Source organism: Luteolibacter arcticus, assembly GCF_025950235.1.
GTDB classification, from domain to species: domain Bacteria; phylum Verrucomicrobiota; class Verrucomicrobiia; order Verrucomicrobiales; family Akkermansiaceae; genus Haloferula; species Haloferula arctica.
Map to the genome: position 1 here is coordinate 143,707 of NZ_JAPDDT010000002.1, position 16,545 is coordinate 160,251.

10 protein-coding genes are annotated in these 16,545 nt (G+C 64.3%); 5 read left to right on the top strand and 5 right to left on the bottom strand.

What is annotated here, in order from left to right:
• Nucleotides 1-90 precede the first annotated feature (90 nt).
• Entirely contained in the window at nucleotides 91-2,442 is a 2,352-nt protein-coding gene (locus OKA05_RS05460; protein WP_264486099.1) for a hypothetical protein, read from the top strand.
• 423 nt (nucleotides 2,443-2,865) lie between these two features.
• Here the strand turns inward: OKA05_RS05460 and OKA05_RS05465 are convergent, their stop codons facing one another.
• Both OKA05_RS05465 and uvrA read right to left on the bottom strand, forming a co-directional pair.
• Complete coding sequence (locus tag OKA05_RS05465) at nucleotides 2,866-3,129, bottom strand: hypothetical protein (protein ID WP_264486100.1); 264 nt, start codon at nucleotides 3,127-3,129, stop codon at nucleotides 2,866-2,868.
• Nucleotides 3,130-3,145: 16 nt separating this feature from the next.
• Nucleotides 3,146-8,833 (bottom strand): excinuclease ABC subunit UvrA, encoded by a 5,688-nt coding sequence (uvrA, locus tag OKA05_RS05470; RefSeq protein WP_264486101.1) that lies wholly within the window; start codon nucleotides 8,831-8,833, stop codon nucleotides 3,146-3,148.
• A 50-nt stretch (nucleotides 8,834-8,883) separates the two neighbouring features.
• Between uvrA and OKA05_RS05475 the strand changes: the two genes are divergently transcribed.
• On the top strand, nucleotides 8,884-9,333 hold the full coding sequence (locus OKA05_RS05475) for a globin domain-containing protein (protein ID WP_264486102.1): 450 nt from the start codon (nucleotides 8,884-8,886) through the stop codon (nucleotides 9,331-9,333).
• An 8-nt stretch (nucleotides 9,334-9,341) separates the two neighbouring features.
• On the opposite strand, the gene OKA05_RS05480 is transcribed toward OKA05_RS05475, so the two are convergent.
• The 3 genes from OKA05_RS05480 to OKA05_RS05490 form a co-directional block, all read right to left on the bottom strand.
• Nucleotides 9,342-11,399, bottom strand: a complete 2,058-nt coding sequence (locus tag OKA05_RS05480; RefSeq protein ID WP_264486103.1) for a serine/threonine-protein kinase — start codon at nucleotides 11,397-11,399, stop codon at nucleotides 9,342-9,344.
• A 19-nt stretch (nucleotides 11,400-11,418) separates the two neighbouring features.
• Nucleotides 11,419-12,669 (bottom strand): serine/threonine-protein kinase, encoded by a 1,251-nt coding sequence (locus tag OKA05_RS05485; protein WP_264486104.1) that lies wholly within the window; start codon nucleotides 12,667-12,669, stop codon nucleotides 11,419-11,421.
• Nucleotides 12,670-12,732: 63 nt separating this feature from the next.
• Nucleotides 12,733-14,115 carry a CPBP family intramembrane glutamic endopeptidase gene (locus OKA05_RS05490; protein ID WP_264486105.1) on the bottom strand — a complete coding sequence of 461 codons (1,383 nt, stop codon included), beginning with the start codon at nucleotides 14,113-14,115 and terminating at the stop codon, nucleotides 12,733-12,735.
• A 118-nt stretch (nucleotides 14,116-14,233) separates the two neighbouring features.
• On the opposite strand from OKA05_RS05490, the gene OKA05_RS05495 reads away from it, so the two are divergent.
• Genes OKA05_RS05495 through OKA05_RS05505 form a run of 3 tightly spaced genes read left to right on the top strand, consistent with a single transcriptional unit; the run spans nucleotide 14,234 to nucleotide 16,538 of the window.
• Entirely contained in the window at nucleotides 14,234-15,277 is a 1,044-nt protein-coding gene (locus tag OKA05_RS05495; RefSeq protein ID WP_264486106.1) for a CPBP family intramembrane glutamic endopeptidase, read from the top strand.
• Complete coding sequence (locus OKA05_RS05500; protein WP_264486107.1) at nucleotides 15,274-16,152, top strand: thiamine-phosphate kinase; 879 nt, start codon at nucleotides 15,274-15,276, stop codon at nucleotides 16,150-16,152. The genes OKA05_RS05495 and OKA05_RS05500 overlap by 4 nt, the downstream gene beginning before the upstream one ends.
• On the top strand, nucleotides 16,149-16,538 hold the full coding sequence (locus OKA05_RS05505; RefSeq protein ID WP_264486108.1) for a ketosteroid isomerase-related protein: 390 nt from the start codon (nucleotides 16,149-16,151) through the stop codon (nucleotides 16,536-16,538). Before OKA05_RS05500 ends, OKA05_RS05505 begins: the two co-directional genes overlap by 4 nt.
• Nucleotides 16,539-16,545: the final 7 nt, after the last annotated feature.

Genomic DNA, 16,545 nt, shown 5'->3' on the forward strand with positions numbered 1-16,545 from the left:
ATTCTCATGATTGGCCGGGTAAATGCGATTGAATGAATCCCTGGCAGCATCCGTCTGTCCCGGTAACCCTTACCTAGAGGAGGAGAAAATATGAAATCAAGATACTTTCCCATGCTCGGCAGCCTGCTCGCCTTCACGGCGACCGGCCCCTTGCTGCTGCCCTTGCCGGCGTCCGGCCAAGCGGAGCAGGAACAAGCCGAAGCGAACCCGGATGTCGAGGTGCTGACCCGCGGGCCAGTCCACGAAGCATTCGCCGAAGCTGTCAGCTATGAGGCCGAGGCCGGCGTAACCATCAATTCCGCGCCACCGGAGTTGATCGAAGAACTTCCTCCTGACCAGCAACCGGACGGAGAGAACGTCACCTGGATCCCCGGTTACTGGGGATGGGATGACGAGGCGAGCAACTTCCTCTGGATCAGCGGAGTCTGGCGCAATATCCCGCCTGGTCGCCAGTGGGTGCCAGGCTATTGGAATGAACTCGGTGGCAGCAGCTACCAGTGGATTTCCGGCTACTGGGCTGACACCACCACGGAAGAGGTCGAATACGTCGAGACCGCCCCGCCGAAGAGCATCGATGCCGGTCCGAACATCGCCGCCCCATCGGAAGATCACAATTGGGTTCCCGGTAACTGGATGTGGAGTTCGTCCCGCTACGTATGGCGCCCCGGCTATTGGCTGGCCCTGCGCCCGAATTGGACTTGGGTGCCTTCCCGCTATTGCTATTCGCCCCGCGGCTACACCTATGTGGATGGCTACTGGGACTACGCGGTGATGAATCGTGGCGTGCTCTTCGCGCCGGTCCATTTCCGTGGCAATGCGTGGTCCACACCCGGCTATCGCTACACGCCTAGCCTGGTGGTCAGCCTGAGCGTTTTCGCCGATCACTTGTTCATTCGCCCGCGTGGTCACCACTACTACTTCGGCGACTACTACGCTCCGCGTTATGCGGACCGCGGCTACTACTCGAGCTTCAACTGGCATCGCAATCATCACCGTGGCTACGATCCGATCTACGCTTACCAGCGTTGGGATCATCGCCACGACCGCAACTGGGAGCGTCGTCATGAAGACAACTACAACTACTTCCGCGACAATGATCGCGCTCGTCCGCCTCACACCTGGGCCGCCATGCGGGGTCTGCGGAACGAGAAGTTCGACGATGACCGTGGACGCAGCCGGATGTTTGCGAACTCCTTCGATGGCTTCGTGAAGAGCCCCGGGCGCGACATGAAATTCCGCCCTGTGGACAAGGATCGCCGCGAGAAGATCGTGGCCGAGCGCCAGGAGATGCGCACCTTCACCCGCCAGCGCCGCGATATGGAATCCAAGACCGTTGCCACGACCGATGGGACCCCTCGGGGCGATCGGGCCGACAGAGGCGAAGGCGGTGAGAAGCAAAAGGGTGTGTTCCGCGAAAAACTCCGCCGCTCGCCGGTGGTCGGCCGCCAGGCCGAGCAGTTCGCTCAGAACGAAGCTCCGCCCAAGCGCCCGGAAGCCCGCGGTAACAAAGCCATTCTGAAGGGCGGCGACGCCGTGAAGGGTTCTGACGCCGCCGATGCTACTCCCGGCCGTGGCCAAGGCCGCGACATGACCAAGCGCGATGGTGAAGGCGAAAAGGTGACCCCGGAACGCGTTCCCGGCCGAGGCCAAGGAAAGGCCGATGGCACGAACGAACCGAAGGTGACCCCGAACGAGCGTGAGCGTCGCGCTCCCGGTCAGGACACCGAGGGCAAGCCACAACGCGAGAAGGCCACGCCGGAACGCGAAGTGCAGCCAAAGCCGGACCGCGAGAAGGCAACGCCGGAACGCCAGGTGAAGCCAAAGCCAGAGCGCGAGAAAGTGGCCCCCGAACGTCAGGTACAACCAAAGCCCGAACGCGAAAAGGCGACCCCCGAGCGTCAGGTCCAACCTAAGCCCGAGCGTCAGGTGCAGCCAAAGCCACAACGCGAGGTTCAACCGAAGCCCGAACGGCAGGTTCAACCAAAGCCCGAGCGTCAGGTCCAACCCCAGCGTCAGGTTCCAGAGCGCAAGGCCCAGCCCGAGCGGCAAGTCCAACCTCGCCAGCCTCAGGTGAAGCCCCAAGTGAAGCCGAAGGGCAAGGACAAGGAAGAGGCTCGTCAGGTCCCGCAGCGTCGCCCGGAGTCGAGCGTCCAGCGGATCGCCCAACCGAAGCCACAGGTCCAGGCTCGCCCGCAACCGCAGCAACGCCAGGTCCAACCGCGCCAGCAACAGGCTCGCCCGCAGCCACAGCAACGCCAAGTTGAGCCGCGCCAGCAGCAGGCCCGTCCGCAGCCCCAGCAACGCCAGGTCCAGCCGCCTAAGCAGCAGGCCCGCCCTCAACCACAGCAACGCCAGGCCCAGCCCCGTCAGCAACAGGTCCGCCCTCAGCCGCAGCAACGGCAGGGCAAGGATAAGAAGGACCGCGACAAGGAAGGCGCCTGATTAAACTCCGAGTTCACGCCGCGCAAGGGTTCGCCCTTGCGCGGCTTTTTTGTCGACGAGGACCCGCTGGGAACGCGGGATTTATCCCAATGCCTTTAAGGACTGGAAAAAAGCATCACCGCGGATTACGCGGATATCGCTGATAATAAGAGATATTGAAGATATCGAACCAGATGCCTTCAAGCTCCCGGCTATTGCTCCCGGTGCTACTTTCTCCATCCGTGCTATCCGCGCAATCCGCGGTAAATCAATCCCAACCTGATCCTCGGTTCCCTCTCCGAGCGTCCAATCCTCAAAGGCATTGGGATTTATCCCGCTCGGCATGCCCTCCGTAGCTTCAGCGAAGGAGGGACGGTAGATTCGCCGAACCTGCCAAGCGGAATAAACTCCGCGTTCCCAGTAGGGGACGGTGCCATACCGCACCTAGCCACGCCACTTTTTGATCAAATGCTTCACCAGATCCATCACGCCAGCACTCGGCAAGGTGGGATCCACATAGGCGTGGAGCACGTGGAACAGGAAGTAGTAGAAGCGGCAGGCCGCCCACACGCAGATGCCCAGCAGCAGCGCCCGATGAAGCGTGGGAAAGTCGACCCATACGATCAGCGCCCCGGACAACGCAGCGAGCAAGGCGAAGAGGATGCCCTTCGCGACGATCCAGCGTTTCGAGGTGAGGTCGGGGCCCATGCGCGCGGAGTGGGTTTCAATGCTTGGCCCGGCTTACCAAGGTGCCGGCCAGTGCGGCAGCAAGGAATGGAGCGGTGCGGGATTGCTTAGACTTCGCCACGGTTTCCGGCGGGCCTTGGGCGATGATCTTGCCGCCGTGGTCGCCGGCTTCGGGGCCGAGGTCGAGAATCCAGTCGGCTTCCGCGGCGACTGCCATGTGGTGCTCGATCACCACGACCGTGTGGCCTTCATCGACCAAGCGGTGCAGGACGTCGATCAGGCGCTTCACGTCTTCCAGGTGAAGGCCGACGGTTGGCTCCTCAATCAGGTAGAGATTGGTGCGGTTGAGCGTCTTGAGATTCTTCGCGGAAACGCGGCCCTTGGTAAGTTCCGTCACGAGCTTGATCCGCTGTGCCTCGCCGCCGGAGAGCGTTGGAGATGGCTGGCCGAGCTGAAGGTAGCCGAGGCCGGTATCCGCCAGCAGTTTCAATGGCGCGGCGATCCGCGGCTGCGACTCGAAGAACTCGGCCGCTTGCTCGATGGTCATGCGCAGCACCTGGCCGATGTTCTTCTCGCGGAAGCGGACCTCGAGCGTGGCGGGGTTGTAGCGCATCTCCACACAGGCCTCGCATGGCACCCAGGTGCTGGGCAGGAAGTCCATCTCCAGCTTCACGCGGCCATTGCCCTCGCAGACCGGGCAGCGACCGTCGCCGGTATTGAAAGAGAAGCGCGATGCCTCGTAGCCGCGGACCCGCGAGTCGGGAAGCTGGGCGAAGAGTTTCCGGATATCGTCGAAGACCTTCACGTAGGTCGCAGGACAGGAGCGCGAGGTCTTGCCGATCGGCGACTGGTCCACTTCGTATACGGACTGCAGCTTGTCGAAGCCACTGGCCTTGGTGAAAGGCGCGTTTCTGACCTTCTTGCCGTCACGATTGGCAATTGCCGCCACGGCGAGGCAGGAATGCATCAGTGTGGATTTTCCGGAACCGGAAATGCCTGTTAGAACCGTCAACCGCCCAAGCGGGATCGCGGCTTCGATCTCCTTCAAATTGTTTGCCTTGCAGCCGCTCAGCGTGGCGAAGGGATGATCATTCTTTACCGCCCGCCGCGTGCCGCGGGTGGGGTGGACGATGGGATTGGAGAGAGCGCGATAGGTCGGAGAAGTGATCAGTGCCGAGTGATCGGTGGCCGGTGATTTCTTCTTCGTGCCTTTCCCGCTGGTTGCTGTGCCTGGCACCCGGGGCGGAGGGCCTTGATACACCACTTCACCGCCAAGCCTTCCCGCACCTGGTCCCAGATCGATGAGATGATCGGCGCGGGCGATGGTGTCTTCATCGTGCTCGACCACGATCAAGCTGTTGCCGCGGTCGCGCAGGGCGACCAGTGTTTCTAACAGCGCGGCATTGTCCCGCGGGTGGAGTCCGATGGTCGGCTCGTCGAGCACGTAGAGCACGCCGCGCAGGTTCGAGCCGAGCTGCGCCGCGAGGCGGATGCGCTGGCTCTCGCCGCCGCTTAGGGTCTTGGCCGAACGATCGAGCTGGAGGTAGCCGAGGCCGACCTCCTGCAGGAAGGAGAGCCGCTGGCGGATCTCCGGCAGGATGTCCCGAGCGATGAGCTGGTCGCGATCCCCGGTGATGGTGAGCTTCTCGAAATGCCCGGCCGCGTGATTGACGGCAAGCCGTGCGAGGTCGGCGAGCGGGGTGCCCAGGAAACGCACCGCCCGGCCCTCGTCGTTGAGGCGGGCACCGTGACAGCTCGGGCATTCGACGAGTTCCTCGTCCTCCATCCGCTCGATCTTGCGGTCGGCATCCATCTCGGCCTCGAGCACGGATTCATAGCGCGAGGTATCGAGGTGGAAGCGATGCTTGGGCACCAAGCCATGGCCGCGGCACTTCGGACACCAGCCATGCGGCGAATTGAAAGAGAAGAGCCGCGGATCCAGCTCCTCGAAGGACTTGTGGCAACTCGGGCAGCTCGCCTCGGTGGAGAGCAGGATGATCTTCTTTTCCGGCGTGTAGAGCTTCAGCACTCCCTTGCCGATGTCGAGGGCCCGCGAGATGGTGGCAGGCAGGAGAGAGATGGCAGATGCCTCGGCATCGACTTTGCCTTTCTTTGGCACTTGCTCCTTCTCACTTGGCACTTCCGCCACCACGACGTCGATGTCGTGCTCCTTGAAGCGCTCCAGTCTCGTGAAGCCTTCGGAGTCGCGGAACTGCTTGTCTACTAGAAGTCTCGTAAATCCGTGCTTGAGCGCCCACTCGGCGACTTCGGTGTGGTAGCCCTTTCGTCCGCGGATGACCGGGGCGAGGATGGAAACGGAGCCCTTCTTGAGCAGGGTGCGGATGCTCTTCTCGATCGCCGCCAGCGATTGTTTCTCGACCGGCACATTGCAGTCCGGGCAGTAGCGCGTGCCGAGCTTGGCGTAGAGCAGGCGGATGAAGTTCCACAGCTCGGTGACGGTGGCCACCGTGGATTTCATGCCGCCCTGCGAGACGCGTTGCTCGATCGCCACGGTTGGCGGCAGGCCGGAAAGGGAATCGAGCTCGGGCTTCTCAAGCTGCTCGGCGAATTGCCGCGCGTAGGCGGACATCGAGTCGAGGAAGCGTCGCTGGCCTTCGGCGAAGAGGATGTCGAAGGCGAGGGTGGACTTGCCGGAGCCGCTCAAGCCCGAGACCACGACGAACTGGTCGCGCGGGATGTCGATCGAGATGTTCTTCAGGTTGTGCTCGCGGGCACCGCGCAGCGAGATGGTGTTGGAGGGCGCCGGAATGAGTGCCGCGGTTTTGCCGCGCGTGGGCTCAGGGGCGGAGCGCGGGTCTAACAGAGGCTTCAGGAAACGGGCGGTCTCGGTGGTTTGCGCGGCGATGTGCTCGGGCGATCCTTCGGCGACCAGCTTGCCGCCGTTGGTTCCTGCTTCAGGACCGAGGTCGAGGATCCAGTCCGCGCACTTGATCACGTCCAGGTTGTGCTCGATGACCAGCAAGCTATGGTCGGCATCCACCAGCCGTTGGAAGACGCCGAGCAGGCGCTCGATGTCCGAGAAGTGCAGGCCGGTGGTAGGCTCGTCGAGAATGAGGAGCTTCCCTGGGGTGCCCTTTTGATGGCCGGAGCTTCCAGCGAGGAGCTGGCACAGTTTGAGCCGCTGCGATTCACCGCCGGAGAGCGTGTTGAGCGGCTGGCCGAGCTTGAGGTAACCGAGGCCGACTTCGGCGAGCGGCTTGAGGAGCTTGGTGACCTGCTCGTGGCGCTTCGCGTGGGCGGTGGGGAGGCCTTCGGTTTCGCCGTAGAAGGTAAGTGCTTCCTCGATGCTCAGGTCGAGGATGTCGGCGATCGACTTGCCGAGGTAGTGGAGGTCGAGCGTGGATGGCTTGTAGCGGCGGCCGTTGCAATCGGGGCAGGTGACGTGCAAGTCGGAGAGGAACTGCATCTCCACCTTCTCGCTGCCGGCACCGGCGCAGCGGTCGCAGCGGCCTTCGCCGGAGTTGAAGGAGAAGAAGCCGGTTTGCAGCCCACGCGACTTCGCATCGTCCGTCAGCGCGAAGAGCTGGCGGATGGGATCGAAGGCACCGAGCAATACGGCCGGCGTCGAGCGCGGGGTGCGGGCCAGCGGGGATTGGTCCACGAGCAGGACATCGCTCAAGTACTGCGTTCCTCGTAGATCCTTGATCGGCGCGGGATCGAGCTCCGCCTCTTCCTTGCGCAGCTTGCGGCAGAGGTTCGCGTAGATGACGTCGTGGGCGAGCGTGGATTTGCCGGAGCCGGAGACGCCGGTGAGGCAGACGAAGAGGCCGAGCGGAAGCTCCAGGTCGAGCTTCTTCAAGTTGTGGCGGGACGCGCCGCGGAGTTCGAGCTTCGCCTTGCCCGGCTTGCGGCGCTTGGCGGGGATCGCGATCGATTTGCCGCCGTTGAGCCAGGGCAATGTGCCGATTGCGGATTTGGGGAGCTTGCGGCTGGAAGCCGGAGCCACGGGTCCTTGATAGACCAGCTCGCCGCCGTGGATGCCCGCGGCGGGGCCGATGTCGAGGATCTGGTCGGCGGCGCGCATCACGGCCTCCTCGTGCTCGACCACGACGAGCGTGTTGCCCTTGTCGCGCAGGCCATGCATCACGCCGACGAGGCGGTGGATGTCACGCGGGTGAAGGCCGACGGTGGGCTCGTCGAGGACGAACAGGGTATTTGTTAGAGAAGCGCCAAGGCAGGTGGTGAGATTGACGCGTTCGATTTCCCCGCCGCTCAGGGTGCGGGCGGGGCGGTCAAGCGTGAGATAGCCGAGACCGACCTCATCGAGATACTTCAGCCGGGAAGTAATCTCGGTGAGGATGAGCTTGAGGGAAGAGTCCTGGGTGCCGAGTGATCGGTGGTCGGTGATCAGTGTGGAGAACCAGGACGAGAGATCGGTAAGAGGCAGGCTCCACAGGTCGGGCAGGGTCTTGCCGTCGATCTTGAAGCAGAGGGCTTCCGGTTGGAGGCGCTTGCCGCGGCAGGTGGCGCAGGTGGTGTAGGATCGGTAGCGGCTGAGGAAGATGCGGACGTGCATCTTGTAGGCCTTCGTCTCCAGCCAGTCGAAGAAGCCCTTCACGCCATACCAGCCGCCGGAGCGCCAGAGTTCCTCAAGGTCCTCGGGCGTGGTCGATCTACGGTCTCCATAGTAGATCCACTCGCGGGTGTCGTCGTCCAGGTCTTCCCATGCGGTGTTGATGTCGATGCGGCGTTCCTTGCAGCAGCGCAGCAGGTCGCGCTGGCATTCCTCGCCGCGTTCGCCTTGGAAGGGCTTGATGACACCTTGCCGGATGCTAAGCGCGGGATCGGGGACGGATTTCTCCAGATCGAGGCCGATGACCCGGCCGAAGCCGCGGCACTTGGGGCAGGCGCCCAGCGGGTTGTTGAAGGAGAAGAGCGCCGACGACGGCGCGCGCAGGGAGTTACCCGTTGCGGGGTTGGTCCACGTCGCGGAGAACGCCCGAAAGGAGGCCTGCGGCGATGATGCCACCGCCACGGTTGCGTGGCCCTTGCCCAAGGTGAAGGCGTGCTCGAGCGCCTCGAGGAGCCGGGTGCGGTTGTCGGGAGTGAGGCCGAGGCGATCCTGGATGACGCTGACCGTGCCGGTCTTCAGACCCGCGCTCCCGGGCGTGTCGGTGCGGAAAATCTCGTCGCCGATCAGGACGCGGAGGTAGCCCTGCTGGCCGAGGAAAGGGAAGAGGTCCTCACTCTTCGTATCGGAAGGAATGGCGACGGGGAAGGTGACGAGGACCTGCTGCCCGGCGAAGTTCTCGAAGGACCAGGCCGTCGCACCCTCCGGCGAGTCGGGAGAGATCTCCTCGCCGGTATCCGGGTCGTAGCCCTTGGCGGTGCGGGCGAAGAGCAGCTTCAGGTAGTCATTGATCTCGGTCAGCGTGCCGACGGTCGAGCGGGTGGTGCGGATGTTGTTCTTCTGCTCGATCGCGATCGCCGGCGGGATGCCATCGATGTGATCGACATCCGGCTTGTCCATGCGGTCGAAGAACTGCCGGACGTAGGGAGAAAAGGTCTCCACATAGCGCCGCTGGCCCTCGGCGTAGAGGGTGTGAAAGGCGAGCGAGGACTTCCCCGAACCGGACGGCCCGGTGACGACCGTGAGCTGGCCGAGCGGGATGTCGATATTGAGGCCTTTCAGGTTGTGCTGGCGCGCACCACGGATCTGGATGGCGGCTTGCGGACGTGAGGGAGCGGACTTCTTCGCGGGCACGGCGGGGACAGTAGGCAGGACCGCGGAGCGCGCTAGTGGATATTGTGCGTATGAACGCCTATCCGGCGCTTGGCCCTTCAGCAGGGCTTGCGCCACGCGGGTCCCGGTGCCATGACCCGGGCGTGGAATCCATGGAGGAAATCGTCGCCCGCGAGGTCGGCGCAGATGGCTTGGCAGCGATGGTTGCGGCCTTTTACCGGCGGGTGCGGACGGACGACGTGCTCGGACCCCTTTATCCGGAGCAGGACCTGGAGGGGGCCGAAAAGCGGCTGCGCGAGTTCCTGCAGTTCCGCTTCCTCGGGCACGAGGTCTACGTGGAAAACCGAGGCCACCCTCGCCTCCGCATGCGGCATTTCCCGTTCGCGATCGGCGACAAGGAAGTCGCGCGGTGGGTGGAGTTGATGGAGGCCGCGATGGACGAGTCCGGGATCAGCGGTGAAGCCTGGTCGGTGATGTCGCCGTTCTTCGCGCAGGTCGCGGAGTTCTTGAAGAACCGCTGAAGACGGTTCTATTCGGCTTGCTCCTCCGGCTTGCGGACAAGGCGGACGGCGTCGCCGCGATTGTTCTGCCCCGCCAGAATGGTGCCTTCTTCTTGCGGGGAAAGCTCGTCAACGAATCCGCTGCCCCAGGAGATCACGTAGCGGACCTTCTCGGCGTTCAGCAACTCCTTGATCCACTGGCCTTTGTCGCCGCGAGAATTCTTGCAGGTGCCGTCCCCGGCGAAAGTGACAACCGTGTTGGAGGTTTTCGAGGCCCATTCGCCAACGATCAAGCTTTCAACGGCGGGGGTGGGAGTGGCCTTCGCCACGCCTACGGATGAGAGCCAAGTGTCGAGATCCGCCGCCTGCGCGACCTTTTCGTCGAGGGCTGCGCCCACCTTCGAGTCTCCGGCCTGCTTGGCTTTCCCGGCTGCCTCGGCAATCCGGGAAACATAGGCGTCGCGGATCTTGGTCGCCTTTGACTCGAAAGTCTCGTCGATGGACTTCTGCTTGCGGGAGGCGAATTCGGCGACCTTGGCCATGCGCTCGGACAGGTTGATGCCGCTGTCGGAGTCGACCCGTGTCGGGACGCGGTCGTCTACGGCGAGGCGCTTGAGGCGTTCGGCGTGGGGCCGCCAGGTGATTTGATCACCCTTGCCGAGGGTCCGGACCCACCCGTCGAGATCCGAAGCGAAAGTCTTGGCGTTGGTGGCGAGCTCCTTGGCGCGGTCCTTTTCGAGGGCTTCCAGCAGGCTCTTGGCCTTGGTCTCCAGCTCGACGATGGCGGGTGGCAGTTCGACGGCTTCGTCGGGGAACTCGGTCGGATGCGTCTCCTCCTCTCCCGTCACGATGGCGCTGGTGTTATTCGGCCCGGAGTGGGAGTTGCCCGAGTCGGCGACTTCGGGCTCAGCGGTGGCACCGGAGTCGTCCGGCGTGGCCGGATCCCGCTTTGCGGGTGAGGCGTCGTGCGGAATCGGCGCGGGCTTCGAGTTGCCGGAAGAGGATTTGGGTTTCGCCGAGGGATCAGCGGTCGAGGCCGGATTCGCTTTCGAGTCCTTGTAGGCGGCCTCTTGCGCCGCCTTGTCCTTCTGCATGCCTTGCAGCTTCTTCCACGCGACGGCGGAGATGACGATCAAGACGGCCAGGACGCCGGCTTGGGCCACGAGATTGGAGTTGCCGCGGCTTTTCACCATGACCGGGGCGGCCTCGGCGATGGGGCGCGGTGGCCGGACCGGCGCATGCGAAACAATGCCGCCGGTGGCGCGCGGCGGGGGGACGCGGGTTCCGCCACGCAGCCATTGGTCAAGAGCCGCGGACATCGCCTCAGCATTCGCATAGCGCATGCTGGCCGCCGGATGCATCGCGATCGCGCAGATGATATCGAGCGCGGGATCGCAGCTGACGATGGTGGACGGCGGCGGTGGTGGGAGATCGTAGGGCGGACAACGTCCGATGAGCAGTTCGTAGAGCACCACGCCGAGCGCGAAAATGTCTGAGCGGTGATCGGCGTGATCCGGCTCGCGGATGATTTCCGGCGCGGAGTAGCCGGGAGTGCCCATCAGCAGGCCGGTGGAACCGGCACCCGCCGGGCGGGCCAGGCCGAAGTCGCCGACCTTGGGCTCGGCCTTCGGGGTGAGCAGGATATTCGCCGGCTTGATGTCGCGGTGAATGACGCCGTTTTCGTGGGCGTGGGCGAGGCCGTCGCAGATGGCTTTGACGATCGTGACGGCCTGGCGCGCCTCGACGGGGAGGTTGTGCGCGGAGTGGAAAAGCGACTTGCCCGGCACGTACTCCATCACGATGTACGGCATACCATCGGCATCGCCGAAGTCATAGACACCGATCAGATTCGGGTGATTGAGCCGGGCCATGGCCTTGGCCTCGGTCTCAAACGAGCGGCGGAATTCCGGGTCGGCCCCGAGTTCCCGCGGCAGGATCTTGATGGCGACATCCCGGTCGAGGCTGCGCTGGCGGGCCTTGTAGACCGCACCCATCCCCCCTTGGGCAATGAAAGCGATCAAGTCGTAGGCCGGCAGCAGGCGCTCGAGGATCTCCAGCGACGGGGGATCAAAGGATTCCGCATTCATGGGAGGACAGTCGGGAGTCTCACGGAGGAGGTGGTTCTGCACCCGGAGGCACGACGGGCGTCGGGCTCGGGGGCGGTGTTTGCGGCGTGCCTTCAGGCGCGAAGCGGATGGTGCTGGGATCGGGCTTCTTGTCCTCTTCTTCCTGCTTCTTTTTCAGGGCGGCGTTGTGGGCGGCGACCTTTTCGGCTTCGATCCGTGCGGCCTCCCGCTTGGCCTCGACCTCGCGCTGGTTATCGGCCGCCTTGTTCATTTGGAAGGCCACCAGCCCCCCGCCGATCACGAGGATGGCGATGATGATGACCGGCACGGTCATGTCCGTTTTCTTCTTGTGGTGGATCACTGCGGCCGGGGCGCGGCGTGGCATCGCAGCGTGAGCGGCGCGCACCTGCGGGACGTGGTGGCCCACATGCGGCACGTGGGGCCTCGGCCCGGCCGGACGCTGGACGATGCGCAAGGTGGAGGTCTCGGGCACCCGGTTCGCCCAGCCTTCGAGGTCCGTGGCCATTTCCTCGGCGCTGTTATAGCGGCGCGCGGGATCGGGGTCGGTCGACTTTTGCCAGATGGCATCGAGCTTCTTGTCGCAGTTGACGACATTGGACGGCGGCTGCATGCCCTCGTCCTCCGGCTTGTGGCCGGTCAGCAGCTCGTAGAGGATGACGCCGACCGCGTAGATGTCGGTTTTGACGTCGGCGTGCTCCGGATTGTCGTAGATTTCCGGCGCGGTGTAGCCGGGGGTCCCCATGATCAGGCCGGGGCTGGCGGAATCGGCGGGCCGGGCCAGGCCGAAGTCGCCGATCTTGGCCACCACCTTTTCGTTGAGGAGAATGTTGGCCGGCTTGATGTCGCGGTGGATGACGCCGTTTTCGTGGGCGTGGGCGAGGCCGTCGCAGATGCCCTTCACCAGTGCGGCCGCCTGCTCGGGATCCACGGCCAGGTTGTAGGCGGAGTGGTAAAGCGACTTGCCGTTCACATACTCCATCACGATGTAGAGCATGCCGTCGATGTCGCCGGAGTCATACACGCCGATGAGGTTCGGGTGGTTGAGGCGGGCCATCGCGCGCGCCTCGGTCTCGAAGGATTGGTGGAAAGCCGGATCCGCGCCGAGTTCGCGCGGCAGCACCTTGATCGCCACATCGCGGTCCAGCGCCTTCTGGCGGGCCTTGTAAACCGCTCCCATGCCCCCTTGGGCAATAAAGGAATCGAACTCGTACGCGGGCAGCAGTCCGGCTAGGACTTCCAGCGACGGCGCTTCGAAGGAAGTTGAACTCATGAATCTCGGGAGGCTCGAATACAGGTTTGGGATGACAATGGCGAGTGGAACCCTGTCACGAAATCATAGCGGTGCATGATAAACGATCCATTCAGGAACCTTGATGGCGAAATTATAGAGTGCATGGAGAAAAATGGCGGTCACCAGCCGGCCGGAGGCCGCGAAGCAAAGTGAGCAGGCGACGCCAAGCAAGCCCACGGAGACTAATCCGTAGGCATCGTAGAAATGCACGACGGCGAACACCGCGGCGGAGATCAAGGTTGCGGCCGGTACCCGCAAGCCATTTGCGAGGGAGCGGAAAAGTACGCCACGGTAGAGGATTTCCTCCGCGGCAGGGGCTGCGATGCAGGCCGAGGTCAGGGCGAGCACCAGTCCCCACGGTCCTTCCTCCATCTCGGAAAGCCCGCCCGCGGGATCGTCCGGCATATCATCGCCAAGCATGAAATGCCGCAGCACTTGATCGCCAATCATCAGCAGGGCGAAGCTGCCAAGCACCAGCTTGCCATCCGGGGCTCCCTTCAGCCCGAGCCGCGTCCACACGTGACGCGCGCGGCGGAACAGGAACGCGAATGCCAGCAAGGCCGGCAGGAACCGCGTGGCGGCATCGATCAGGACGAAAAGCCCGGGCGCGATCGAGACCGGCTGGCCGCCTTCGCCCGCCCACCTTTGCAAAATTGAAATCTGGCCATCCAGCACCTTTCCGAAGCCGATCGACGCGAGGTAGGCGAGCAGGAAGACCCCCAGCCCCAGCGCAGTCGGCCAGTGGCCGACGTAGCCGCGGCCCTTGCTGCGCAGCGCTTCCCAGTAGCCGCGTACCACCGCCGGCAGGAATGCCAGGCCACACAGCGCCACCAGCCACACCCCCCCCCGCGACAGCACCGCCCGCAGGGCCACCTCGCGGCTGCGCGGGTCGGCCGATCGTTCCGATGCCTGCATGACGGCCCCGTCGCTCCGTGTTTGCCCCAGCCGGGTCAGATACTCCCGGTCCCACCAGAAATCGTTGCCCTGGGCAACCCGGCGCACCACGGCCTCGGGATCCGGGGGCAGCGGGATGAAGGAGCCGTCCCGGCCCCGCACCGATCGCAGCACCCCCAGCGCGAAAGCGCTCTCCTCATCGAGCGAGCGGTCTTTTTCCAGCATCTCCAGGGAGAACACGCCATTCCTGAGCGCTTGCTCCCGGTCCGGGATGGCGAGCAGCTTGCGCAGCAGCGCGGGGAGCTGCCCGGCGCTATCGGCCAGTCGCAGGTCGCGGTCGGTCTTCCGCAGGGCCATCCGGCCGACTCCGTCTTCCCAGCCGTACTTCGGGCCGAAGTGGTTGTCCCACAACCACACGCCCATCACGAAGATCAGCAGCGCCAGCAAGGGCTCCGGCATGTGCCTGCGCAGGATCGAGCGGTAGGGGTTGGCGGCCTGCTTGGACACGAGGAGTTGCGGTGCGGCGACCATCCCGAATTTTTGGAAAAACCGCAAGCTTCTCGGATCATCATGATATTCTAACTAAAATTTACCTGCCGATTTCCCGCTGGCCCCGCTTTGGTCGCGCCGCCACATTGCCGCCGCCGAAATGGTATCTTTCCTCGCCTCCACGCTCCCCGCAGTTGATCCGGATGCCATCATCATGTGGACCTTCGCGGCTGCGGCCGTGGTATTTCTCGTGAGCTGGGGGATCCGGGGGGCGCGGGGGAAAGTCGAGCCGTTCGAGAACATGGTCGCCTCGCCGAGAATGTCCCCGGAGGAGGCCGCGCTCTACGTTCCGTCGGCCGAGGGAGCGCCGCCCCTACCGCGACTCGACTCCGATTCGCCTTATGCCCCCCCCGGATCAGTCCCGCCGCCGCTTCCAGTGGCTGCGGCTACGACGGCTCCCGTGGGCCTCCTGAAAGTTAGCACGGCGATTTACCGCCTGGTGGACCTGCCGCTCATCGGGCTGGTGTTCCTGATCTTCGCCGGCCTTACCGCGGCGAATGGCGGCTCCTCGGAGGAGGTGCCGCTGGACAAAAAGTACACGCCCGGGGTGTTAATCGCCTCGATCATCTTTCAGTTCCTGCTCATGGGCATGGTGCTGGCCTTCGTCGCCTGGCGGGTGAAGATCACCGAGTGGCTCGGCCTGCGCTGGCGCAAGTGGTGGCTCACCATTGCCATCGCGCCCCTCACCGTGTTTTTCATGCTGTGCTTCATGGGCGTGCTGTTCGTTTCCGGTTGGAACGGGTGGCTCGAGAAAACCCTCGGCATGGAGTCCATGCAGGAAGCCGTGAAGGTCTTCAAGGAGGTGAAGGATCCGCTGGTGATCGCCCTGATGGCGGTGACGGCGGCGATCGTCGCCCCGCTGGCGGAGGAAGTGGTGTTTCGCGGCTATCTCTACCCCGCGGCCAAGCGCTTCTGCGGGCCTGCGGGTGCCATTGTTTTTTCCTCGCTCGTCTTCGCCGCAGCCCACGGGCATGTCGTCGCCCTGCTGCCGCTGTTCGTTTTGGCGGTGATCCTTTGCCTGCTTTACGAGTTCACCGGGTCGATCTGGGCCTGCATGTCGGTGCACTTCCTCTTCAACGCATTCACGGTGACCATGCAACTTCTTGCCCGCTCCGGCCTTATCGACCTGCCGGCCGACTCATGAAGAAGCGCCTGCGCGATCTCGGTGAGGACGCCCTCATCGCCCGCCTGCTGCGCGGTTTTCCCGGCGGCGAAAACCTGCGCGTTGGCCCCGGTGACGATTGCGCGGTGGTCGATCCCGGCCGGGGTCTGCTGCGCTTGCTGAAGACCGACGCCATCGTGGAAGGCGTCCATTTCCTGCCGGACACGCCCGCGGCAAAGGTCGGCTGGAAGGCCGTCGCGCGCGTCCTCAGCGACTTCGCCGCGATGGGCGGCGTGCCGGAGCACCTGCTGGTCACGGTGGCGGTCGATCCCGCCAAGCCGGTCGCGTGGATGGACGGCCTTTACCGCGGCATTCGCAAGTGCCTGGCGACCCACGGCGGCGTGCTGGCCGGCGGGGAAACGTCGCGGCTGCCATCGGGCGCGATGATCTCCGTGGCCGGCGAGGGAAGGGTGGAGCGGAAGCATCTGATCCTCCGCAGCGGCGGAAAGCCCGGCGATCTCGTGGTCGTCACCGGCCGCCTCGGTGGCTCGATCCGCGGCAAGCACCTCACCTTCACCCCGCGTCTCAACGAAGCCGCCTGGCTGGTCCGGAACCTGCGGCCGTCCGCGATGATGGATCTTTCCGACGGGCTGGCGAAGGACCTGCCACGTCTCGCTGAGGCCAGCGGCTGCGGCTTCGAGTTCGGCGAGGTGCCCGCCACCCGCGGCTGCACCCGTGCGCAGGCACTCGGCGATGGCGAGGACTACGAGCTCCTCTTCACCGTTTCGCCGCGCCGCTGGATAGCCGCCGCCGGTCAGTGGCCAAAGGACTTCCCTCAGCTCTCAATCATCGGCAGACTCTGCCCCCCCGGCCAGGGAGCCTCGCTCGCTGGCGGCTGGGACCATTTCTCGCCATGAAATCGCTGATCGAAAATTACTACGCCGCCTTCAATTCCGGCGACCGCGAAGCACTGCTCGAACTGCTGGCGGAAGACGTCGTCCACGAGGTGAACGAAGGCCTGGCCGAGACCGGCAAGGAGGCCTTCCGCGCCTTTCTCGAGCGCATGGACCGGTGCTACCGAGAGACCGTGGAGGAGCTGGAGATCTTCACCGGTCCGGAGAACCGCGCGGCCGCCGAATTCTACATCCGCGGCGAATACCTCGCCACCGATACCGGCCTGCCCGAGGCGAAGGGCCAGGCTTATCGCCTCCGCGTCGGCGCTTTCTTTGACGCCCGCCTCGGCAAGATCACGCGGGTGACGAACTACTATAACCTCCGGACTTGGCTCGCGCAGGTGAGCTGACCAAGGC